Source organism: Pseudarthrobacter sp. GQ63 (genome assembly GCF_059758765.1).
In genome coordinates, this window is sequence record NZ_JCAXEF010000005.1 from 121,781 (window position 1) to 143,064 (window position 21,284).

Annotated in this window: 18 protein-coding genes; 6 read left to right on the forward strand and 12 right to left on the reverse strand. The window is 66.5% G+C overall.

What is annotated here, in order from left to right:
• Positions 1-3: 3 nt before the first annotated feature.
• From AC6CHP_RS11150 to AC6CHP_RS11165, 4 genes are all read left to right on the forward strand, one after another.
• Complete coding sequence (locus AC6CHP_RS11150) at positions 4-840, forward strand: phosphotransferase (protein ID WP_498229858.1); 837 nt, start codon at positions 4-6, stop codon at positions 838-840.
• 22 nt (positions 841-862) lie between these two features.
• Positions 863-1,927 (forward strand): spore photoproduct lyase family protein, encoded by a 1,065-nt coding sequence (locus tag AC6CHP_RS11155; RefSeq protein WP_498229860.1) that lies wholly within the window; start codon positions 863-865, stop codon positions 1,925-1,927.
• Positions 1,928-1,980: 53 nt separating this feature from the next.
• On the forward strand, positions 1,981-2,841 hold the full coding sequence (locus tag AC6CHP_RS11160) for a hypothetical protein (RefSeq protein WP_498229862.1): 861 nt from the start codon (positions 1,981-1,983) through the stop codon (positions 2,839-2,841).
• 163 nt (positions 2,842-3,004) lie between these two features.
• Entirely contained in the window at positions 3,005-4,027 is a 1,023-nt protein-coding gene (locus AC6CHP_RS11165; protein WP_377194321.1) for a DUF808 domain-containing protein, read from the forward strand.
• Between the two features lie 4 nt (positions 4,028-4,031).
• On the opposite strand, the gene AC6CHP_RS11170 is transcribed toward AC6CHP_RS11165, so the two are convergent.
• The 6 genes from AC6CHP_RS11170 to AC6CHP_RS11195 all read right to left on the reverse strand — a co-directional run bounded on the left by AC6CHP_RS11170 (position 4,032) and on the right by AC6CHP_RS11195 (position 9,756).
• The gene (locus tag AC6CHP_RS11170; RefSeq protein WP_498229864.1) at positions 4,032-4,709 is read right to left on the reverse strand and encodes a DUF1961 family protein; all 678 of its coding nucleotides are present in this window, start codon (positions 4,707-4,709) and stop codon (positions 4,032-4,034) included.
• Positions 4,710-5,402 carry a rhamnogalacturonan acetylesterase gene (locus AC6CHP_RS11175; RefSeq protein ID WP_498229866.1) on the reverse strand — a complete coding sequence of 231 codons (693 nt, stop codon included), beginning with the start codon at positions 5,400-5,402 and terminating at the stop codon, positions 4,710-4,712.
• A 26-nt stretch (positions 5,403-5,428) separates the two neighbouring features.
• Positions 5,429-6,301 (reverse strand): carbohydrate ABC transporter permease, encoded by an 873-nt coding sequence (locus AC6CHP_RS11180; protein WP_104184681.1) that lies wholly within the window; start codon positions 6,299-6,301, stop codon positions 5,429-5,431.
• Positions 6,301-7,311, reverse strand: coding sequence for an ABC transporter permease (locus AC6CHP_RS11185; protein ID WP_377194327.1), 1,011 nt, complete (start codon positions 7,309-7,311; stop codon positions 6,301-6,303). The genes AC6CHP_RS11180 and AC6CHP_RS11185 overlap by 1 nt, the downstream gene beginning before the upstream one ends.
• Positions 7,312-7,400: 89 nt before the next feature.
• Positions 7,401-8,930 carry an extracellular solute-binding protein gene (locus tag AC6CHP_RS11190; protein ID WP_188726846.1) on the reverse strand — a complete coding sequence of 510 codons (1,530 nt, stop codon included), beginning with the start codon at positions 8,928-8,930 and terminating at the stop codon, positions 7,401-7,403.
• Positions 8,931-9,072: 142 nt separating this feature from the next.
• Entirely contained in the window at positions 9,073-9,756 is a 684-nt protein-coding gene (locus tag AC6CHP_RS11195) for a YesL family protein (protein ID WP_498229869.1), read from the reverse strand.
• Between the two features lie 242 nt (positions 9,757-9,998).
• On the opposite strand from AC6CHP_RS11195, the gene AC6CHP_RS11200 reads away from it, so the two are divergent.
• Positions 9,999-11,249: a Gfo/Idh/MocA family protein gene (locus AC6CHP_RS11200; RefSeq protein WP_498229871.1), complete on the forward strand. Its 1,251-nt coding sequence runs from the start codon at positions 9,999-10,001 to the stop codon at positions 11,247-11,249.
• Positions 11,222-14,623, forward strand: coding sequence for a family 78 glycoside hydrolase catalytic domain (locus tag AC6CHP_RS11205; RefSeq protein ID WP_498229873.1), 3,402 nt, complete (start codon positions 11,222-11,224; stop codon positions 14,621-14,623). Before AC6CHP_RS11200 ends, AC6CHP_RS11205 begins: the two co-directional genes overlap by 28 nt.
• A 10-nt stretch (positions 14,624-14,633) precedes the next feature.
• Here AC6CHP_RS11205 and AC6CHP_RS11210 read toward each other — a convergent pair whose 3' ends face one another.
• From AC6CHP_RS11210 to AC6CHP_RS11235, 6 genes are all read right to left on the reverse strand, one after another.
• Positions 14,634-15,923, reverse strand: a complete 1,290-nt coding sequence (locus AC6CHP_RS11210) for an ABC transporter substrate-binding protein (protein ID WP_498229875.1) — start codon at positions 15,921-15,923, stop codon at positions 14,634-14,636.
• Positions 15,924-16,060: 137 nt separating this feature from the next.
• Entirely contained in the window at positions 16,061-17,329 is a 1,269-nt protein-coding gene (locus tag AC6CHP_RS11215) for an MFS transporter (protein ID WP_498229877.1), read from the reverse strand.
• 5 nt (positions 17,330-17,334) lie between these two features.
• The gene (locus AC6CHP_RS11220; RefSeq protein ID WP_188726836.1) at positions 17,335-17,964 is read right to left on the reverse strand and encodes a Poxvirus protein I5; all 630 of its coding nucleotides are present in this window, start codon (positions 17,962-17,964) and stop codon (positions 17,335-17,337) included.
• A gap of 19 nt (positions 17,965-17,983) precedes the next feature.
• On the reverse strand, positions 17,984-18,901 hold the full coding sequence (locus AC6CHP_RS11225; RefSeq protein WP_104184688.1) for a carbohydrate ABC transporter permease: 918 nt from the start codon (positions 18,899-18,901) through the stop codon (positions 17,984-17,986).
• Positions 18,898-19,851, reverse strand: coding sequence for a carbohydrate ABC transporter permease (locus AC6CHP_RS11230; protein ID WP_498229879.1), 954 nt, complete (start codon positions 19,849-19,851; stop codon positions 18,898-18,900). Before AC6CHP_RS11230 ends, AC6CHP_RS11225 begins: the two co-directional genes overlap by 4 nt.
• Before the next feature lie 47 nt (positions 19,852-19,898).
• Positions 19,899-21,191 carry an ABC transporter substrate-binding protein gene (locus AC6CHP_RS11235; protein ID WP_427115617.1) on the reverse strand — a complete coding sequence of 431 codons (1,293 nt, stop codon included), beginning with the start codon at positions 21,189-21,191 and terminating at the stop codon, positions 19,899-19,901.
• Between the last annotated feature and the right edge of the window lie 93 nt (positions 21,192-21,284).

Here is a 21,284-nt window from a genome sequence, read left to right on the forward strand (position 1 = left end):
TGGATGCCCGCTTCAGTTACAGATGAGCAGAACCGAATTCTGAGGTCCTGGCTTGGCCCGTTCAGGGTGGTCAAGGACTACTCCTGGCCCCTGCAGGACACCTCCGTGCTCCATGTGTCCACGCCCGACGGCGGGAGCTTCATCGTCAAGGCCAGCACCACCAGCCACCACATCCGGCGGGAAATCGCCGCCCTCACCCCGGGCTTGCCCGGCCTTCACGGCACAACGCCCGTGCTCAGGCAGGCTTCAGCAGAGGCGGGAATCCTTGTGACGGAATTCCTGCCCGGAACGCCGGTGGAGGGATCCACTGCCGAGTACCGCCCCGAAACGTACCGCCAGGCCGGAGCGGTCCTGGCACAGCTGCACCGCCCAGCCGGGACCTCGGCCGACTACACGAAGAAGATCGCCTACCAGACACAGCTGCTCATCAGCTCGGCTGAAGGACTGCTGGCCGCCGGCCTGCGCGCCCGGGCCGCTGGGGAACTGGCCGGCATCACACCGGCCCCCGTGGAGCTGGTAACCACTCACGGTGACTACCAGCCCAGGAACTGGCTGGTGGACGGGGGCAAAATCAAAGTCATCGACTTCGGGCGGGCCGACGCCCGACCTTGGGTCCATGACCTGGTCCGCCTCACCCACCAGCAGTTCCTGGGGCGCCCCGCCCTGGCGGAGGCCTTCTACAGCGGGTTGGGGAAGCACCACAACAGCGCCGCAGCCGACGTGTGGCAGCTGGAAAACCTGAACCAGGCCCTGGGAACCGTGGTCTGGGCCCATAAAATCGGCGACGCCGCCTTTGAGCAGTCCGGCGTGGAGCGGCTGGAGCGGATACTGGCAGGCTAGGACCTCCTGCGAGGATGGAGCCATGGAATTCAACCGGCTGCTGCAGATCCGGCGCATCTACGCGCAACCCGCTGCCCTGGAACTGCCCCGGGGCAAGGACATCGTCGAACGCTGGCCGGACGCCGACGTCGTGCTTGTTGACAGCCACTGGAACATCCCCGAGCTGCACGGTGAAGAAACGAACGTGCCGCGCTGGTCCCGGATCAAGACGGAGGCGCTGGTCCTGGGCGTCAAGAAGGCGCTGACCGTCAAGCCGAACGGCCGGTCCGCGGACTTCATTGCACCCTCAACCGCGAACGGCTGCGCCATGGCATGCGCCTACTGCTACGTGCCCCGCCACAAGGGATACAGCAATCCCGTGACCGTGTTCGCCAACATCGGCCAGATCTCCGGGGCGCTGGAGCGGCACGTGACGCGCCAGGGCATCAAGCTGGAACCAAACCAGTGCGACCCGGAACTCTGGGTCTACGACATCGGCGAGAACAGCGACTGCTCGGTCGATGCCCTGATCAGCGACAACGTGGAGGACCTCGTCACGCTCTTCCGCGACCTGCCCACCGCCAAGCTGTCCTTTGCCACCAAGTTCGTCAACCCGGCGATGCTCGGCTGGGACCACGGCGGACACACCCGGATCCGGTTCTCCCTCATGCCCGCGGCCCTGGCGAAGTCCATCGACGTCAGGACCTCCCCCGTGGCCGACCGGATGGCCGCCATCAATGACTTCGTTGATGCCGGCTACGAGGTGCACGTGAACTTCTCCCCCGTCATCATCACGGACACGTGGCTCAGCGATTGGGAGGAACTGCTGCGCCAGCTGGACCGCACCCTCAGCTCGGCCGCAAAAGCCCAGCTCGCGGCTGAAGTCATCTTCCTGACCCACAACGAGCGGCTGCACGAGGTCAACCTCGGTTGGCATCCGCAGGCCGAGGACGTGCTTTGGCGCCCGGACCTCCAGGAGTCCAAGATCTCCTCCAACGGCTTCACCAACGTCCGCTACCGCGCGGGAACCAAGGCACGCTACGTGAACCAGCTGACGGCGCTGATTGAAAAGATCGCGCCGTACTGCCGCGTCCGCTACGCGTTCTGAGGCTAAGCGGCCCACCGGACAGCGGGAGGGGCCCGCGCTAGACTGATCCCATCATGACCGGCGCCCGTCCCCGTCTCCTTGCCTGGCTCGTCGCCCTGTCGACCTGCCTCGGGGCCTGCGCGCCCGCCGTCGGCATCAACGAAGCGCCCGCCGGGCAAGCGGTCCCGGCCTCCCCCGCACGGCCGGCCCCTACCTCCCCCGCACAGCCCTCCGCAAGCGGCATTGCCCTCGCCCCCCAAGGGACCACCGCTCCGGTTCCCACCGCCACACCCCCACCCCCGCCGCCGGCTCCCGCACCACCCCCGGTCCCCCAGCCCTACGCGCTCAACCTCTACCAGGAGGGTGACTTCGTGCCGCAGTACACCTTTGACTGGTGCGTTGCGGCGAGCATCCAGATGGCGCACAACCTCATTGACGACACCGGTGGCGGCACCTGGGCCGATTCCGCCCAGCAGGGCGAACTGTGGGAGATGGCCCGGGCACGGTCCTCCAATTCCTTCAACGGCGCCAACCCCCTCGGCTGGGCGCAGGTGCTGACGGAAGTGGGCATGGGGCCGTACACAGTGGTCAGCATCGCCGATTACGGGTCGGCCCTCCAGACGGCGGCACGCGCCATCGCTGACACGGGCAGGCCAGTGGGGCTGGTCATGTGGAGCGGCCGCCATGCGTGGGTGATGAGCGGTTTCGAATCAATCGGCGACCCCGCCCAGTTCCCCGAGTTCTCGGTCACCGGCGTCCGCGTCCAGGACCCGCTCTACCCGCACGGCAGCGGACAGTGGGGCCCGTCGCCCGCGCCCAACAGCCTTCTTACCCCCGAACAGCTGGCCACGCAGTTCGTGGTCCGCGAGCCGCGGCGCTGGAGCAGCGAACTGCCGGCGGGGTACCTGCTGGTGCTCCCGGTCGCCGGGGCCTGACCGTCCGCGGGCGGGAACGAAGCTCGACGGAACACTGGCCGCGCGCGGCGGAGCAGGGCGGGTACGGCTGCCCGCCACCGTATAATCGCAGCATGCCGATCACGCGCCTGCATTCAGGCAGCCACGCCCAGCCGTCCGAACGCGAACACCGCGGGAGCGGTCTGTGAGCGGCGGCCTCGTCGCCCTGCTGGACGACGTCGCAGCCCTGGCCCGCATCGCGGCCGCCTCGGTGGACGACGTCGCTGCCGGAGCGGCAAAGGCCGGGGCCAAGGCCGCCGGTGTTGTCATCGACGACGCCGCTGTCACCCCGCAGTACGTGTCCGGGGCGGACCCGTCCCGCGAACTGCCGATGATCAAGCGGATCTTCTGGGGCTCGCTCCGGAACAAGCTGCTGATCATCCTGCCGGCCCTGCTGCTCATCAGCGCCTTCCTCCCGTGGGCCATCCCGTTCATCCTCATGCTGGGCGGCACGTACCTGTGCTACGAAGGTGCCGAGAAGGTCTGGCACAAGCTCCGCCGGGACCACTCGGACGAAAAAGCGCCGGCAGTCGAGCGCGGTCCGGAGGCGGAAGCGAAGGTGGTCAAGGGCGCCATCACCACCGACTTCATCCTGTCCTGCGAGATCATGGTCATCTCGATGAACGAGGTTGCCACGGAATCCATCTGGGCCCGGGCCGCCATCCTGGTGGTTGTAGCCCTCGCCATCACGGTGCTTGTGTACGGCGCCGTGGCTCTGATCGTGAAGATGGACGACATTGGCCTGCACCTGGCCGCCAAGGAGTCTGCGGGCTCGCAGCGCTTCGGCGAGCTGCTCGTCAAGGGGATGCCCGCCGTGCTGGCCGCAATCACCCTGATCGGGACAGTCGCCATGCTGTGGGTTGGCGGCCACATCATGCTCCAGGGGGCCTACGACCTCGGCTGGCACCTGCCGTATGACCTGGTTCACGCCCTCGAGGCGCCGGTCGCCGGAATCGCGGGTATTGGCGGCCTCCTGGCCTGGCTGGTGAACACCATCTGCTCAGCCGTCCTGGGACTCGCCTGGGGCCTCGCCGTGATGGCTGTTCTGCACCCGCTGCTGAAGGCCCTGCCGTTCGGCAAGGAAAAGGGCCAGCACGAGGAAGGTGACGTCCGCGCCGAACTCGCCGGCTACCGGCCGACGAAGCACACGTCGGATCCCGCTCCCTAGCGGACTAGAGCTCCTCCACCACCAGGTTCCGGTACGCCGCCCGGAGCGGGGCCATCTGCCGGAAGCCCAGGTATCCGCCGCCCAGCACGGCCGCGGCAGGGGACGGATCGTGCCACGCAAAAAGCGGCAGCCCGTTGATGGCGAAAGCCACCCGCGGCCCGTCCTTCACCACCTCCATCCGGTAGAAGTCCACCGCGTCCCCGGCCGGCGGCAGCGGATCGGCACCCTGCGCCACCAGGTCAAACCCGGCGCTCTTCCGGAGGTTGCAGGTCCGGAAAGCCCGCTCGGGCTCGTACTTGTGCCGGAAGTAGGAGACGTGCAGGGCATCGATGTCCCCGGAATGGTACTGCGGGTAGTACCCCGTCCGCGGCGCGAGTCCACTGGAAAAGAGGTCCCGGCCGCCGTGCCCCCGGGCAGCGAAGAAGAGCATGGCCAGGCCTGGCTCCTCAAGCGGCAGGAACTCCCAGCTGATCCGGATGCCGTCCGGGAACTGCACCGGGCACCAGAACGTCCAGTGCGCATGGTCCCCGAATTCCGCGTCGTCCAGCGAACCTGACAGTTCCAGGGCGCCTTGGTGGGCGCCCAGGCTCAGCGGCCCTTCCGCCACCCAGTCCGCCACGTCCGCCGGGGACACGAGGGCGTTGCGGTACAGCACCTTCGCCTCCGGGCCGGGCGTGCCCACCTAGCCGCGTCCCGCCGTCGTACGCACCAGGCCACCGGGCACCAGGCCCAGCTCCCGGAGCCGGGCGGCAACGTGCCCCGCCACCACTGCTGCTCCCTGCTGGGAGAAGTGGGTGTTGTCCGCCAGGCCGTCCGGCCAGTAGGCATGCGACCCCGGCTCGAAGTGGCAGAAGAGCGACGCCGATTTCTCCCGCCCCAGCTGCAGATACAGCCCGCGCGTCCACGCGTTCAGGTCAAGCACCGGAAGTCCCAGTTCCAGGGCGATCTCCCGCACCACCTCCGGATAGTCCTCCAGGCTCTGTTCCAGGACAGCAGCTTCCGACGACGGGCCGTCCAGGAAGTGCCGGCGCTCCACCGGGGTGCACAGTACGGGCAGCGCCCCCAGGTTCTGCACCTCCCCCGCCATGGTGCGCAGGTTGGCGGCGTAGCCGGTCCGGGCCGCGAGGTGCTGCTTCTTCTGGTCGTTGTGGCCGAACTGGACCAGGACCAGGTCCCCCTCCCCGGCCTCCGCCAGCAGGCGGCCCCACAGCCCTTCCTCGCGGAAGGACTCCGTGCTGGCCCCGCCCTTGGCGAAGTTGTACACGGCCCCGAAGGTGTAGGTGTGGGGCGCAAGCTGCGCTCCCCAGCCACTCATGGGGTACTCGTGCGTGGGGCAGTTTGCCACCGTGGAATCTCCGGCGAGCAGGATTTTCATGCTGTGCTTTCTCTCGTGGTGCAGGCTCAGCCCTTGACGGAGCCGATGAGCATGCCTTTGGCGAAGTGCTTCTGCAGGAACGGGTAGAAGATGAGGATGGGCAGGGTGGCCACCACAATGACCGCGAACTTGATGCCCTGTTCCGGCGGGATGTAGTTCGGATCCACGTTGCCTGTGCCGAGCAGGTCCGATGACGCCGTGACCTGGCGCAGGTACATCTGCAGGGTCCACTTGGAGTTGTCGGAGAGGTAGAGCAGGGGCGACATGAAATCGTTCCAGATGCCCACGGCGTAGAACAGGGCGAAGGTGGCCAGCACGGGCTTGGACAGGGGCAGCAGGATCCGCCACAGGATACCGATCTCGGTGGCGCCGTCCATCTTGGCCGATTCCTCCAGCTCCTGCGGGAGTTCCTGGAAGAAGTTCTTGATGATGATCAGGCTGAACGGGTTGATGGCCGCCGGCAGGATCAGCGCCCAGTAGGAGTTCAGCAGGCCCAGGTCCTTGACCAGCAGGAAGGTGGGAATCATGCCCCCGGAAAACACCATGGCAAAGACCACCAGGGACAGGATGACCTGCCGTCCGCGGAGGGTCTTCTTGGCCAGCGGGTAGGCCATGGTCACGGTGAACGCGAGCTGGACCAGGGTGCCGACGGCGGTGACAAGGATGGTGGTTACCAGCGCCCTGGTGAACGCGGGGGTGGAGAAGATGTACTCGTAGGAGCCCAGCGTGAACTGTTCGGGCCAGACGAAGAACGCGCGACGGGTGATTTCGGCCTCGTTGGCGAAGGACCCTGCGATCACGTAGATGAACGGCAGCAGCGTGATGATGCCGATCAGGGTCAGGAACACGTAGTTCGCGGCGTCGAAGATCCGCCCGCCGGTGGTGTTGTGAATCTTCATTAGAACAGTCCGCTCTGGTTGAAGCGCTTGGCCAGGGCGTTGGTGCCGAAGATCAGCACGATGCCCACCAGGGATTTGAAGAGCCCCACCGCGGTGGAGTAGCTGTAGGCGCCCTGGGTGATGCCTACGAAGTACACGTAGGTGTCAAACACGTCAGCCACTGACCGGTTCAGGGCGTTGGTCATCAGGTAGATCTGTTCGAACCCGGTGTTGAGCATCTGCCCGATGGCCAGGATCAGCATCACGATGATGGTGGAACGGATGCCGGGCAGGGTGATGTGCCAGACCCTGCGGAACCGGCCGGCGCCGTCGATGATGGCGGCCTCGTACTGGTCCTGGTCCACGGTGGCCAGCGCGGCGAGGAAGATGATGGTGCCCCAGCCGGTGTTCTTCCAGATCTCCTGCAGCACGATCAGCGGCCGGAACCAGGCGGGGTCGGACAGGAAATCGATGTTGGTGCCCATCACGTTGTTCAGGAACAGGAACAACGGGCCGAAGTCCAGGGCGAACAGCAGGAAGCTCAGCGACGCCACGATGGTCCAGGACAGGAAGTGCGGAATGTAGACGAGCGTCTGGACCGTGCGCTTGAGGATCGAGAGGCGGACCTCGTTCAGCAGCAGCGCCAGGACAATGGTCAGTGGAAAGGCGATGCCCAGGTTCAGGAACGCGAGGATCAGGGTGTTGCCGAGCAGCCGCGGGAAGTCCGGGTTGGAGAAGAAGTCCTGGAAGTGCTGGGTTCCCACCCACGGGCTGCCGTTCACGCCCAGGAACGGGACGTAGTCCTTGAACGCGATGGACACCCCGTACATCGGGGCATAGCGGAACACCGCGAAGTACACCACCCCCGGCACCAGCAGCAGGTAGAGCCACTTGTAGTGCGCAAAATGGACGGAGAATTTACCGCGGGGGACTTTTGGCGGCTTGCGCGGCTTGGAGCTCTTGCCCGTATCCGTCCCGGGGCCCTGGCCATGGCCGATGTTCGAGGCCAGCGCGTCTGTCAGCTGTGACATTCAGGGCCTCCTTTCTGGAAGTGGTGGTGGGTCCTGAACCGGCGGGCTCCACAGCAAACGTGCGGAGCCCGCCGGTGCGGGCGGGACTGTTACTTGTTGTCCTGCCAGAGCTGGTTGATCTCTTCCGTGACCTTGTCGCCGCCGCTGGTGTTCCACAGCTTGATGGCGTCCTTCAGCCCCTGCTCGTCAATCTGGCCGGCAAGGTACTTGATCCTGGCGTCCGCCACGATGTTGTCCAGCTGGGCACCCTTGGAGACGTAGGTCGCGGACACGTACGGGGCGGCCGGGTTGTAGACGGCGCTCTTGAGGTCCTCTGCCATCACTGCCGTGCGCTTGTCGAAGACCTGCTGCTCGTATTCCGTGGGCTGCTTGACCGGGTAGAAAGTGTTGCCGCCAACGTTCATTCCAAGTTGGGCGTAGCTCTTGATGTCCGTGGAGACGGCCTTTGACTCCTCAGTCTCGGGCTTGATGCTGGCGGCCTTGCCGTCCTCCACGGTGAAGTTCACGCCCTCGATCCCGTTGTTGAGCAGGATGGCCACGTCCTTGCCGTTCATGGTGTTCAGGACTTCCAGCACCTTGGCCAGCTCGGCCTCGGTGCGGACGCTGGCCTTCGGCACGGCGAGGAAGCCGGAGTAGCCGTCGGTGGGGTGGGCGTGCAGTTCGCCGTCGGGGCCTTCGAGGTTGCCCACGAAGCCCACCTTGTTCTCGTAGTTGTTGGGATCTGCCTGCTTGAACAGGTTGACCAGGACGCTGACGCGGGAGTCGACGTCCACGATGATGCCGCCCTTGCCGTTGAAGAACGGCTCGTTCCACTTGGTGCCGTCAAAGGTGGCGAAGTCCGGGTTGATGAGCTTTTCGTCCACCATCTTTTTGACGAACCGGTTGGCCTCGAGGAACTCTTCCGTTTCGAAGCTGGGGATCAGTTTCCCGTCCTTCTCGGTCCAGCGGTTTCCGGCGCCGTACCATTCCTCGATGAGGTCGTAGGGGCTGTTGCTGCCCAGCGCGCCCCACTTGGGGATGGTGATGCCCCAGGTGTCGTCCTGGCCGTTGCCGTCGGGGTCCTGCTCGGTGAAGGCCTTGGCCACCGTGTACAGGTCCTCGGTGGTTTTGGGCGCCTCGAGGCCCAGCTTGTCCAGCCAGTCCTGGCGGAACATCACGGCGGCGCGCATAGGGGCGCGGCCGCGGAACACGCCGTACACCTTGCCGTTGATGCTGGCGTTCTGCTGGATGTCCGGGAAGGTGGTCTTCAGGTTCGGGTAGTCATCGAGTTTGTCCGTCAGGTCCCAGAACGCTCCGGCCTCCGCGTTCTTGACGAAGCCTGGGGTCTTGCCCTGGATCACCATGATGTGCGGGATCTCGGAGGAGGCAAGCGTGATGTTGGTCTTGTCCTCGTAGGACGCGTTGGGGGTCCACGTAATGTTGATGTCCTTGCCGGTGAGCTCTTCCAGCTTCTTCTGGACGGCACCGTCCGCGCTGGGCGGCTGGGCCTCGAGGAACGGCGCCATGATGGACACCGTGCTGAGGTCCGCTGCCGGGGCTTCGCCGCCGCTGCAGGCAGTGAGGGAGATGGCCGTGGCCGTTACGACGGCGGCCGCCAGGGAGAGTTTTCTGCGCATCATGGTTTTCCTTTTCCACTTCTTCGGGGTTTTGTTTGGTCAAAAATTGTTGATGGGGTCTCGTTGATACGTTTCAAGCAGAGATAGCAAGCAAAGAGGCCCGACGGCGCCTCCCGGGCCCGGGTGCCGCGCAGCCTTCCGGGGGTCAGGCCACGGAGGCCGACGGGAGGGAGCCCTTCCCCGCCGGTATGTCCGCTCCGGCCGCCGGATTCCCGGCCACGGATTCATCATTGGCGGTAAAGAACCGGTCGCACAGCCAGCCGGTCACATACAACCAGGCCCCGATACTGAAGAACGGGATCAGGCCCGGGACGGTGGTGCTGGCATAGAACGCGGCAGCGGAAATGAACAGCAGGATGACCGTTCCGGCGAGGTGCCGGAACGCGAAGCGGGAAGACGTCAGCAGGTACTGCCCCACGGGAAGCTCGTACCTCGCATACAGGGGGAAGAGGTAACAGGTCGCACCGGCCAGGAAGATGGCCGCCACGAAAATGCCCGCCGCCATCAGCTGCGAAAACAGGTCCCCCGACGCTGAAAAGTAGTTCCAGTTCATGGACAGCGCAACTGCCGCCGCCATCACCGGCAGGGCGAGCACGTTGGCCCGGCCGAAGTTCCGGAAGTAATTCGCGCCGAAGCTGCGGAGCAGCGGTGCCGCGTCACCCCGTGCGCGCTTCCGCACGGCGATCTGGGCGGCCGCAGTGGCAGGGCCTGCGCCGAGGACGCCCAGGCCAAGCAGCGTAAAGAGGATCCACAGCAGGTTCAGGCAGGCGATCCACAGGAGGGTGTCAAAGAACGAGTAGGCCCGGGCACTGAACGATCCAGACAGCATGGCGCAGCTCCCTTCATTTCTCCATCGTTGCAGAGGCGAAGGCGGAAGTGTTCCGCGTCACGCCGGTAATCGGTTTCTCGAAAATCTAGACGCACGCAGGCAGCAAGGTCAAGCGAAATTTTGAATCGTTACATAGCTGGACTCCGGCGAGCCCCATGACGCACACTGAGGGGTGGAAAGCGCTTGCTGGAGTTCGCGTGCGCCCACACAACAGTGCCCTGTTGGGGCGGAAATGGAGAATCATGGCAACGCCAACCGGCACCCAGAGCCCCGACGCGCCCGCCTGGGCAGCGGCAGCAACGGCTGGCCACGGCGCTGCCTCCGGAACCTCAGGCCCGAAGGCCGCCCGCGTGGCTTTGGTCGGCGTGCACGGCTTCGGCACCCACCACCTCCGCAACCTTGAACACCTTCAGGCGGCAGGCGCCGTCGAGCTCGTTGCCGTGGCTGATCCGCAGCCGCCGGCAGACGGCTCCGTTCCGGCCTCGGCCCGGGTATACCCGGGACTCGACGACCTGCTGTCCGCAACCACCGCCCTGGACCTGGTCATCGTGGCAACCCCCATCCAGACCCACGCCCCGCTGGCGCTCACTGCTTTGCGCACCGATGCGGACCTGTACCTGGAGAAGCCCCCGGTGGCGTCCCTGGCCGATTTCAACCGGCTCTGCGATGCCGCGGCGGCGTCCGGCAGGAGCGTGCAGATCGGCTTCCAGAGCCTCGGCTCCCACGCCCTGCAGGAAATCGAAAACCTGGTGGCAGCCGGCACCCTCGGCACGCTCCAGGGCATTTCCGCCACGGGCCGCTGGGTCCGGGACCGGGCCTACTACAAGCGCTCCCGGTGGGCTGGAAAGCGCAGCATCAACGGCGCGGACGTGGTGGATGGCGTGGCCACCAATCCCCTGGCCCATGCAGTGGCAACAGCACTGAGGATTGCCGGGGCACGGACCACGGCCGACGTTGCCTCGGTGGAGACCGAACTGTACCGCGCCAACGACATCGAGTCGGATGACACCTCGGTGATCCGCATCCGGACAGCCTCGGGCCTGCCCATCACCTGTGCCCTGACCATCTGCGCTTCCGAATCCGTGGAACCCTACGTCACGCTGCAGGGCTCCGCCGGGACTGCCGTGTTCCACTACACGGAGGACCGCCTCACCGTCACCACGGCGTCGGGCACCACCGAGGAGACGTACGGACGCGAGGACCTCACCGAGAACCTGCTGTCCCACCGCAATTCCGGATCCCCGCTGATCAGCCCCCTCCTGGACAGCGGTGCCTTCATGCTGGTCCTGGAAGCGGTCCGGACCGCTCCGCTGCCCGCGCTCATCGGCGATGCCCACGTCAGGTGGGAGGGTGACGGGGACGCAGCGCACGCCGTCGTGATTGATATTGAGGCGGCCCTGGAACGCGCTGGCCGCGAGCACGCCACGTTCAGCGAGCTGGGCCTGCCGTGGGCAACATCGGCCCCTTGCGCCTTCAGCGTGCCGGCTTCCTGATGCGCCCGCAGCCTGCAACAACCCCGGCACCTTCCACGACGCAGGCCTCGGTGCGGGGGCAGCTGCATGCCGTCAACCTGCTGACGGAGGGCATCGCCGAGTGCCTTACCGCATCACCCCGGCCCACCTTCAGCTGGCAGCTGGCCCAGCCGGACGGCTCCGATCCGGCGCGGGCCCTGCAGACCGGCTACGAGGTCACGGTGGAGGACTCGCAGGGGCTCAAGTTCTGGAGCTCCGGTCCGGTCCCCTCCCCCGCGCAGCGCGGGGTCCACTATGACGGGCCTGCGCTCGACGACGACACGGACTACGCGTGGCGGGTTCGGGTCCGCGACGCCGCAGGAATGCCCGGGGAATGGTCTACTCCGAAGATGTTTAGCACAGGCCTCCCGGACGCTTCCTGGCAGGCCGACTGGATCCGGCGCGCCCCCGGCGGCCGCGCGCCGCTGGAGATCCTCAACAACGCCCTCCGCGTGGCGGGCTCACCCCACCTGCCGGTTCCCTGCCCGCCTGCCCGCAGCATCCGCATCGAAGCCCGCGTCCGCCCGGTCATGGGGTGGGCCGGACTTATCCTTCGCAGCAGCGGCCCCGGCACCGGCCTGCTGCTGGAACTCAACACGGCCGGGGACGTGGTCCTCCGCCACGCCCCCGTGTGGGAGATTCCCGCCCCGGCCGTCCCCGAAACCGAGGAGCTGGCCAGGGCCCGGGCGGACCGGAACGTGGAGGTCTACCAGGCGCGGCTGCCCGGCAAGGACCTGGTGTCCGGCTCCTGGCAGGACCTCGTGGTCACCGACGATGGCCACACCATCACCGTTGCGCTGGACGGCGTGGACCTGCTGGAGGTGCAGGAGCCCGCCGCTCACGGGTTCACAGGGAAGCCGGCCCTGCACCAGGGCCCCCGGAGCCAGGCCGAGTATGCGTCGCTGCGCATCACCAGCGCCGGCCAGGATAGTGCCGGCGGCGTGCTGCTGGACCACCGCTTCGACGCCAGCGGGGATCACGCCCGCGCCTGCCTGGCGCAGTGGGCCGCTACCACGGCGCACCGCCAGCCGGACGAATGGACCGTGTTCCGGACAACCCTGCAGCTCACCGGCACCGTGCGCCGGGCGCGGCTGTTCATGGCGGCCCACCACCACGCGCAGATCTCCCTGGCCGGTGTCCCCTGCCTGGCAACAACCTCTTTCGGCTATCCGGGCGAAGGCTATTACGACGCCGCGGACGTCACCGGACTGCTCGCGGCCCAGCCACCGGGCGCAGCCGTTCCCCTAACGGCAGTACTGCACTGGTACGGCCCGGGCCAGGGGCGTGCCGCCGGGCTCCCCGGCCTGTTGGTGCGCATCAGCGTGCAGTACACGGACGGCCGCCGGGAAGCCTTCTGTTCCGGGCCGGAGTGGTCAGCCGGCGAGGCGCCGTACCGGCAGTCCGGCTACCGCAATGACGAGGGCGACCCCGTGGAACACCTGGACGGGCAGGCCGCACGGGCCCTGGCAGCCGCACCGTCATCCCCGTCCCCTTCTTCCCCGGACCTGCCGCCAGCCATCAGCTGCGGCCGCCACCCTTCAACGGTGTCCCCCGGGCTGCACCCGCGCCGGACATTCCTGGCCGGCGGGTTTGTTGCTCCCGCGGCTTTCCTGACGGCCGACGACGGCACCATGGTGGCGGACTTCGGCCAGGTTCTTCCCGGGCGCCCGGAAGTGGACTTCCTGGACGGAGTTCCCGGCCGCACCGTGATGATCCGGGCCGGCTACGCCCTCCGGCCCGACGGACGGGTGGACGCGGGAAAGACCGCAAGCCAGAACACGGTCATGTCCTTCCCCTATACCCAGGCGGCCGGGCCCCAGCAGTTCAGCGCCACGGTGCACCTGGGTTTCCGCTACCTTGAGCTTCCCGGCGTGGAGGCCGCCGAGGTATCCCGCGTCGGGGCCGTGCTGGTCCACGGGCACCACCCGGCTGAGGGAAGTTTCAGCAGCTCGGATCCCATGCTGGACCGCGTTTTTACGCTGCTGCGCGACTCGGCCCTGTACGGCGTCCAAGAACAGTTCGTGGATACACCCACCCGAGAGAAGGGCCAGTTCCTGGCGGACGCGGTGAACATTTCGTATGCCACCATGGCCCTCTTCGGGGAGCATGCCTATACGGCGCAGGCGCTGCGGGAGTTCGCCTGGTCCGCCGCCCGCTATTGGTCCGAGGGGCAGGACCGCGGCCGCTACAACGCCGTGTACCCCAACGGCGACGGCAAGCGCGACATTCCTGATTTTTCCCTCATGATCCCTGAGTGGGCCGAGGAGTACCACCTGCGCACGGGGGACCTTGGCCTGGTCCGGGAACTGCTGCCGCACCTGCGCAACACCGCCGACTACGCGTTGCGGTACGTTCCGGCGGAAGGGCCGACGGCGGGACTGGTCACCCGGCTGGGCGGCGGCTCCGGCCCCTACCTTCACGGCATCGTGGACTGGCCTGAACCCGGGCGGTTCGGTTACGACATGGAGTGCGCCGCGAAGACCACCGTCAACGCGCAGGCCTACTCCGCGCTGGTGTCCACGTCCCGGCTCTGCAGCGTGGCAGGCGATCATGATGCCGCCGTCCGCTACGCCTCCTCCGCCCGCCGGCTGGCCGACGCAATCCGTACCCGCCTGCGCGTGGACGGGGTGATGGTGGACGGCCTGCACGCCGATGGCAGACCCAGCGCGCACGCGTCCCAGCATGCCGCGTCCTTCCCGCTCTCCCTGGGCATGACCGCTCCGGAGTTCGCCACCGCCGATGCGCTGCGGATCGCTTCGATGGGGATGAAGCAAGGGCCGTTGACGGTCCACCGGCTGGTCCGCGCGCTGCTCTCCCAGGGCATGACGGACGCGGTGCTGGATCTCCTGACGGACAGGGACCAGCCCGGCTGGGCCAACCTGCTGGAGCACGGCGCCACCTTCACCTGGGAAGCCTGGGACCTGGTGGAAGGAACGGACTACAGCCAGTCCCACGCCTGGTCCGCGTCAGTGGTCAAGGAGATCCTGGACCACCTGCTCGGCGTCCGGTTCAGCTCCCCCGGAGGCTCCGAGCTGCTGATCGAGCCTCCGCTGTGCCGGCTAAACCACGCCAGCGGCACGGTGCCCGTGAACAACGGCTATGTGGAAGCGGGCTGGACCCGGGACGGCGGACAGATGCGGCTGGAATGCACGGTCCCTGCCGGGACGGCGGCAGTTGTCCGGCTGCCAGCCGGCAAGTACACAGTCGCTTCCGGGGGTACGCACCCGACGGCGGAGGCCGCCGTCGTGCCTTTCGCTGCGGACGGCGGGGCCGCCGCCGGGACAGGACCGGCCGCACACGCCACGCGGGATTTCAGGGTGCACGCCGGGACGTGGAGCTTCACGCCCCGGGCGTAGCCACCACTGGTCAGAGAAGGGCGCTCTTTGCCTCTTCCATGGCCTTCTTTGCCGCGTCCTGCGGCGACAGGCGGCTGAAGTGGACCTCCAGCGAGTAGCGGCCCAGGACCTCCACCACGGCGGCGGATCCGGCGGGCGGCACCGGCACGGCCTCTCCGAGTTCGTCCGAGATCTCATCGATGAACTCTGCCGTCTTGGCGTCAGCAGGGCTCAGCTTGGCGGCTATGGCCTCCCGGATGTCCGAGTTGGCCGGGATGCCGCGGTCCGCCAGGCCGATCTCGCCGGCCACGGGGTTGTTGGTGACGAAGTCGATGAACTTTTGCGCTTCCACCGGGTGCTTTGTCCGGGAGCTGGCGGACCAGAACATGGACGACTTGTAGAACTGCCGGGCTTCGGACGCCTTGCCCTCCAGGCTCGGCGGGCGCCGGATCTCGAGGTCCTGCCCGGAGGCTTTGCTCAGGGCGCCCAGCTGGTTGGACCAGTACATGTTCATGGCAAACCTGTTGGTGGACAAGCCCTGCTGGTCAATGGAAGCGCTGGCGTCCTCGGTGATCACCGAGGCCGGGGGCACTGCCTTGGAGTCGCGCATCTTCGCCTGGTACCCGTACCACTCGGCCAGGGCCGCCTCATCGAATCCCAGCTCCCCGTCCGGGCTGAACAGCGACTTGCCGTGCTGCCGGAACCACAGGTTGGCCGCGGCATCGCTGTTTACCTGGCCCGTCCCGTAGACGCCGTCCGGGCTGGCTGCCGTGATGGCCGCTGCGGTGTCGTTGAGGTCCTCCCATGTCCAGGCCTCATCGTCAGGGAGGGCCACTCCGCTGGCCGAAACCAGCGAGGGGTTGGCCAGGACAACCATCGCGTTCACGCCACTGGTCACGGCGTACTGCTTGCCGTCCACCTTGCCGGAGTCCGCCACGGGCTGGTCGAACTTTGACAGGTCCACGTCCTTGAGCTCGAGCAGGGCGCCGCGCTCGGAATACTCACCCAGGTAGGCCGCGTCCATCTGGATGATGTCCGGGGCATCCTGCGAGGCCACTTGGGTGGCCAGCTTGTCCCAGTAGCCGGACCAGTCGCCGTACTCCCCTTCGACGTTGATGTTGGGATTCTCGGCTTCGAAGGCTTCAATCAGCTTCTCCGTCATCTTGTGCCGGGTATCCGAGCCCCACCAGCTGAACCGCAGGGTCACCGGCCCGTCCTGCTCGGCTTCCGGCGAGCTGCCACAGCCGGTGAGGACGAGCGAGAGGGCCGCCGCCGCGGCGGCGGCTTTGGGCAGCAGGGATTTCTGGGCGCGAAACATCATTGTTTGTCCTTTGGCGCGGGTTGCTGGGACCTGAAAGAAACCGGTTTCCCACAGCCTAGGTGTGAGCTGGCGCACGCGTCAAGGCTTCGGAGGACCCCACTGCCAGGAGGCAGATATGCCTCTGGGAAGACCGGGAGTCAGGACTGGATGGCACCCGCCCTGCGCCCTTGCCGCCACAGCAACAGCCCAATAACAAGGGCAGAAAGCATGCCCAGCCCGCCGGTGGCCACCAGTCCGGTACGCACTCCGAACTGCTCCGTGAGCCAGCCCGCCAGGAGGCCTCCCAGTGCGTGCCCGCCCAGCAGGAGGGGAAGGTAGAGGGCCATCACGCGGCCGCGGATCTCCGGGCCGGCTTCGAGCTGGACGGCGGTGGCCGCGCTGGTGAGGAAGAGGAGGGTCATGAGCCCCACCACCACCAGCATCACCATGAACAGGGTAAGGGTGGGCATCAGGGCCGCCACCAGCTGGGACAGGCCGAAGAGCCCCGCAGCTGCCACAATGCCTTTCCGGCCCAGGCTCCGCAGCCTGGCGGCCAGCAGCGCACCGGCCAGGGCCCCGATGGCGCTGACTGTGTTGAACAGGCCGAAGCCTTCGACGCCGTTGTGCCACACCCGTTCGGCGAAGGCGGCCAGCACCACAGGGCCGTTCATGCCGAACATTCCCAGGAGCCCGGCCAAGGCGATGATCAACAGCAGGGACGGCCGTTCCCGGACGTACCGGAACCCGGCCAGGAGCTGCCCGCGCCCCCGCGCCGCCCGGGTGCTGGGATGCAGCTCGGCAGGGCGGATTGCGGCGATGAGGCAGAGGACCAGCAGGCACAGCACGGAGTTCGCCGCGAACGCAGCGGCCGATCCTGCCTGGGCGATGACCACACCGCCCACGGCGGGACCCGCCATGGCTCCCAGCTGGCCGATGGCGTTGTTGAGGCCGATGGCTGGCCGGAGGTTGGCGTCGCCCACCACCTCGTTGACGAAGACCTGGCTGGCTGGCTGGTTGATGGCCGACGTGACGCCCAGCGCCACACAGCTGGCGTATACGGCCCAGACGGTAATGGTCCCGCTCGCCGCCCACGCCGCGAGGCCAAGGGCCAGGAGGGCGATAACGGCCTGGCACCACAGCATGATCCGGCGCTTGGGAAACATGTCCACCAGCAGGCCGCTCAGGGGTCCCACCACCAGCATCGGGAGGAACTGCAGGGCAACGGCCACCCCCACCGCGGCTGGGCTGCCGGTCAGCTGCAGCACGAGCCAGTCCTGCGCGAGCCGCTGCATCCACACGCCCACGCTGCCGGTGAACACCAGTGCCAGGAAGAGGCGGTAGTTGCGCTGCGTCAGGGGCTGGTACCAGGCCGGCTGGTTTGTACCGGCGCGGAGGGACTGCTTGGAACGCTGGCGGTTGAAGAGCACGTGCGTCAGGCGCGGGTGGAACGCAGTTTGACGGCCGCAGCCGCCAGGATCAGGGTGCCGGGAACCACGACGAAGAGGGCGGCCAGCATCCAGACGAACACCACGGTTCCGAAGAGCGCGGCAGCGAGCAGGAGGGACCCGCTCCAGTCCTTGAGGGACAGCGCCTGGCCCGCCTCGAGCGCTGAGCGCCAGGCGGCGCGGGCATCCGCGTGGGCGTCGGCGGCATCGGACCACGCTGCGGTGGTGCGCAGGAGCAGGATTGCCCCGGCGGCCGCGAGGATCAGGGTGGCCGGCAGGACCACTTCCCGGCCCGGGAGCTGCCCCACCCAAGCGAGCAAAAGGTTAAGGACAATCACGACGGCGGCTGCCGCCGTCGTGATTCCAAGCTTCCAGCTGCCTGGCAAGGCAGCCTTGAAGGTGCCCCAGAGGCCGCGGACGGAATCGTCCCTGCCCGAGAGGTGGCGCTCCAGATGGGCGATCCCCGCCGCATATGCGGCGGGGATCGTCACCAGCGGAAGGGACAGCACCAGCACCAGCACCCCTGCCAGCAGGGTCTCGGAGAACAGCGCGAAGCGGTTGACCGGGACGGGTTCGTGGTGGTTGGGGGCGGGTGTGGTGCTGTCCATGACGCTCATTTTCTGTCTCGTTTTTCCGTTAGCCCTTGAGGCCCTGGGTGGAGACGCCTTCAACGATGTACCGCTGGAACACCAGGAAGAAGATCAGCACCGGCAGCAGGGCCAGGACGGACATGGCGATCATGGCGCCGTAGTCCGAGGACTGGGTCTGGTCCACGAAGAGCCGCAGGGCCAGCGGCAAAGGGTACTTGTCCGGGGTGTTCAGGTAGAGCAGCGGGCCCAGGAAGTCGTTCCAGCTCCAGATGAAGGAGAAGATCGACGTCGAAATCAGGGCCGGCTTCATCAGCGGCAGCATGATGGAGGTGAAGATCCGGACGTGGCCGGCGCCGTCGATGCGTGCTGCTTCGTCCAGTTCGGCCGGGAGGTTGCGCATGAACTGGACCATGAGGAACACGAAGAACGCGTCGGCGGCGAGGAACTTGCCGATCAGCAGCGGCACGTAGGTGTCCACCAGGCCCAGCTGCTGGAACACGATGTACTGCGGAATGATCACCACATGGAAGGGCAGGAGCAGGGTTGCGATCATCATGCCGAAGAAGATGCTGCGGCCCGGGAACTTGATCCTGGCGAACGCGTACGCTGACACGGACGCCGAGAGGATGGTTCCCACCACGGCGCCGATGGCCAGGATGAGTGAGTTGGTGAAGAACTGCAGGGTGGACACCCCGCCGATGCCGTCCATGGCCGTGACAAAGTTGTCAAAGCTGAAGTTGTTGGACCAGAGCGAGGTGTTGGAGCCGCCAATTTCGGAGTTGGGTTTGAAGGCCGAGGCGATCATCCACAGGCCCGGGTACAGGACCACCGCCGTGAGGGCGAGGGCCACCAGGTGGAAGACGGTGCTCTTGGCGCGCTTGGTCCCGGCCGACTCAGACTTGGGGTTGTAGTGCGCCAGTTCTGCGTCCGGGAGGGACTGGGTGGGGGTTGCCGTGCTTGTCATTTTGCATCACCGCTGTAGTGGACCCAGGACTTGGACGTGCGGAAGAAGATCAGGGTGATGATGCCCACGACGATCACCAGGAGCCAGGCCATGGCCGAGGCGTAGCCCATCCGGAAGTCGCTGAAGCCCCGCAGGTACAGGTAAAGGGTGTAGAAAAGGGTGGATCCGGCAGGGCCGCCTTCACCGTTGGAGATGATGTACGCCGAGGCGAAGATCTGGAACGCGTGGATGGTTTCCATCAGCAGGTTGAAGAAGATCACCGGGGAGAGCATGGGCCAGGTGATGTTGAAGAACTTCCGGATCGGGCCGGCGCCGTCCATGGACGCCGCTTCGTACAGGTCCGCCGGGATTTGCTTCAGGCCGGCGAGGAAGATCACCATCGGGGCGCCGAACTGCCACACGGTCAGCAGGATGAACATGGGCATGGTCATGGCCGGGTTGCCCACCCAGCCGCCCAGGTTGATCCCAAAGAAGGACAGGCCCTGGTCCACCGGGCCGGCATCGCCGAACATGGCTTTCCAGACGATCGCGATGGAGACTGACGCGCCGATCAGGGACGGGGCGTAGAACGCGGAGCGGTAGAAGCCCTGGCCTCGGCGCTTGCTGTTCAGCAGCATGGCCACTGCCAGTGCGGCCGCGAGCTTGAGTGGTGTACCGAAGACCACGTAGGAGACCGTTACGCCCACCGACTGCAGGAAGCGTTCGTCCTGGAAGAGGGTGGTGTAGTTGTCCAGGCCGATCCACTTGGGCGGCTCGAACAGGTTGTAGTTGGTGAAGGAGAGGTAGAGCGAGGAAATCATGGGCCCAACAGTGAGGGCGATGAATCCCAGCAGCCAGGGCAGCAGGAAGGTGTAGCCGGCGCGGGCATCCGCCCCCCGCTGCCGCGACTTGCGCGGCAGCGGGGGTGCGGACGACGACGAGCGCCTGCTCAGTGTTGGGCTTTGAGTCACGAGTTCATTCCGTCAGTCATGAACGCTTTAGCAGGCAAGGTGCCTGATCAGGCGTTCTGCTTGATGAGGTCTTCGGCTTCCTTGAACCATGCGTCGGCTGCGCCGTCGATGGTGAGCTTGCCGTAGTTGAGGTCCGAGGCGACGCGCTTGAAGGACGCCTCGAGGGTGCCGAAGCCCACAATGGGCGGCTCCGGGGCGTCCTTGAGGTACTGCTCGATGGACTTCTCGTAATCGACCACGAGCTTGTCCGTACCTTCGAAGGTGGTCCCGTCGCGCTGGGTCTTGGACGCCGGAACACCGCGGGAGGTCTTGAAGATCTGGCCTACCTCGGGGTCGTTGACCATGAAGTCGATGAACCGGGCGGCAGCGTCCTTGTACTTGGTCTTGGCGCTGGCCACCATCAGCATGGAGGGCTTCAGGAACAGGCCCAGGTTGTCCGGGTCATCCGAGGGGACCGGCGCAAGCTTGAGTTCCGTGGCGCCGCTGTCCGCAAGGTAGCCGGCCATGAAGTTGTCCCAGGTGACCTCGGTGGCGGTGACGTTGGAGCCGAACGGGGACTTGGGGGCGAGCTGGGTGACGCGCTCTTCGGAAACGATGGCCGGGGTGCCGCGCAGGGCAGCAGTCTGGTTCCACCACTTCTTCATATCGTCCTTGGTGAAGCCGAGCTTGCCGTCCTCGGTGAAGGCCTCGATATTGTTCTGCCGCAGCCAGATGTTGAACATCCACCAGACACCGGTGTAATCCGTGCCGCCAAAGATTTCACCGTTGCTCTTGGCGCCCACCTCGGCCAGGAAGTCGTTGAATTCCTTGTAGGTCCACGTTCCGTCAGGCTCCGCGATGCCCAGGGACGCCAGCTTGGCGGGGTCGTAGTACACGGCGAAGGCGTTGGTGCTGGTGGGGATGCCGTAGGTCTTGCCACGGATCTGGCCCGAGGGCAGGAGGGACTTCTCGAACGCGTCCGTGTTGATGTTCACGGTGCCCAGGTCCAGGAGCTGGTTACGCTGGCCGTAATCGCGCAGGTAGGACAGGTCCCACTGCATCACGTCCGGCAGCCCGCCGCCGGCGGCCTCGGTGGCGCGCTTCTGCCAGTAGCCGGCGAAGTCGGTGAAGTTGCCGTTGACCTTGATGTCCGGGTTCTTCTCCTCGAACAGCGCGATCGCCTTGCGGGTGCGCTCGGCGCGGTCGTCGTTACCCCACCAGGTGTAGTTGATGGTAACCGGGTTCTCCGCGGAGCCCGTCTCTCCAGCGCTGGTGCTGGATCCCGTTCCACACGCAGCCAAAGCTGCGGCAGATGCGGTGCCGACGGCCACGGTGGTGAGGAAATGCCTTCTGTTGATCATGGGAGCCTCCTTGCTCAGTGTGTGCAACCCCGATCTCACCTACAACGAAAGTAGTGAGCTGGCTTACACGGCTTCTGAAACGATACAATATCC

Bases quoted from the DNA above. Each gene is read 5' to 3' on its own strand.
- AC6CHP_RS11155 (WP_498229860.1), top strand. From the start codon at position 863: ATGGAATTCAACCGGCTGCTGCAGATCCGGCGCATCTACGCGCAACCC.
- AC6CHP_RS11180 (WP_104184681.1), bottom strand. From the start codon at position 6,301: ATGAAGATTCACAACACCACCGGCGGGCGGATCTTCGACGCCGCGAAC.
- AC6CHP_RS11210 (WP_498229875.1), bottom strand. From the start codon at position 15,923: ATGATGTTTCGCGCCCAGAAATCCCTGCTGCCCAAAGCCGCCGCCGCG.
- AC6CHP_RS11185 (WP_377194327.1), bottom strand. From the start codon at position 7,311: ATGTCACAGCTGACAGACGCGCTGGCCTCGAACATCGGCCATGGCCAG.
- AC6CHP_RS11235 (WP_427115617.1), bottom strand. From the start codon at position 21,191: ATGATCAACAGAAGGCATTTCCTCACCACCGTGGCCGTCGGCACCGCA.
- AC6CHP_RS11200 (WP_498229871.1), top strand. From the start codon at position 9,999: ATGGCAACGCCAACCGGCACCCAGAGCCCCGACGCGCCCGCCTGGGCA.
- AC6CHP_RS11190 (WP_188726846.1), bottom strand. From the start codon at position 8,930: ATGATGCGCAGAAAACTCTCCCTGGCGGCCGCCGTCGTAACGGCCACG.
- AC6CHP_RS11150 (WP_498229858.1), top strand. From the start codon at position 4: ATGCCCGCTTCAGTTACAGATGAGCAGAACCGAATTCTGAGGTCCTGG.
- AC6CHP_RS11195 (WP_498229869.1), bottom strand. From the start codon at position 9,756: ATGCTGTCTGGATCGTTCAGTGCCCGGGCCTACTCGTTCTTTGACACC.
- AC6CHP_RS11160 (WP_498229862.1), top strand. From the start codon at position 1,981: ATGACCGGCGCCCGTCCCCGTCTCCTTGCCTGGCTCGTCGCCCTGTCG.
- AC6CHP_RS11225 (WP_104184688.1), bottom strand. From the start codon at position 18,901: ATGACAAGCACGGCAACCCCCACCCAGTCCCTCCCGGACGCAGAACTG.
- AC6CHP_RS11175 (WP_498229866.1), bottom strand. From the start codon at position 5,402: ATGAAAATCCTGCTCGCCGGAGATTCCACGGTGGCAAACTGCCCCACG.
- AC6CHP_RS11220 (WP_188726836.1), bottom strand. From the start codon at position 17,964: ATGAGCGTCATGGACAGCACCACACCCGCCCCCAACCACCACGAACCC.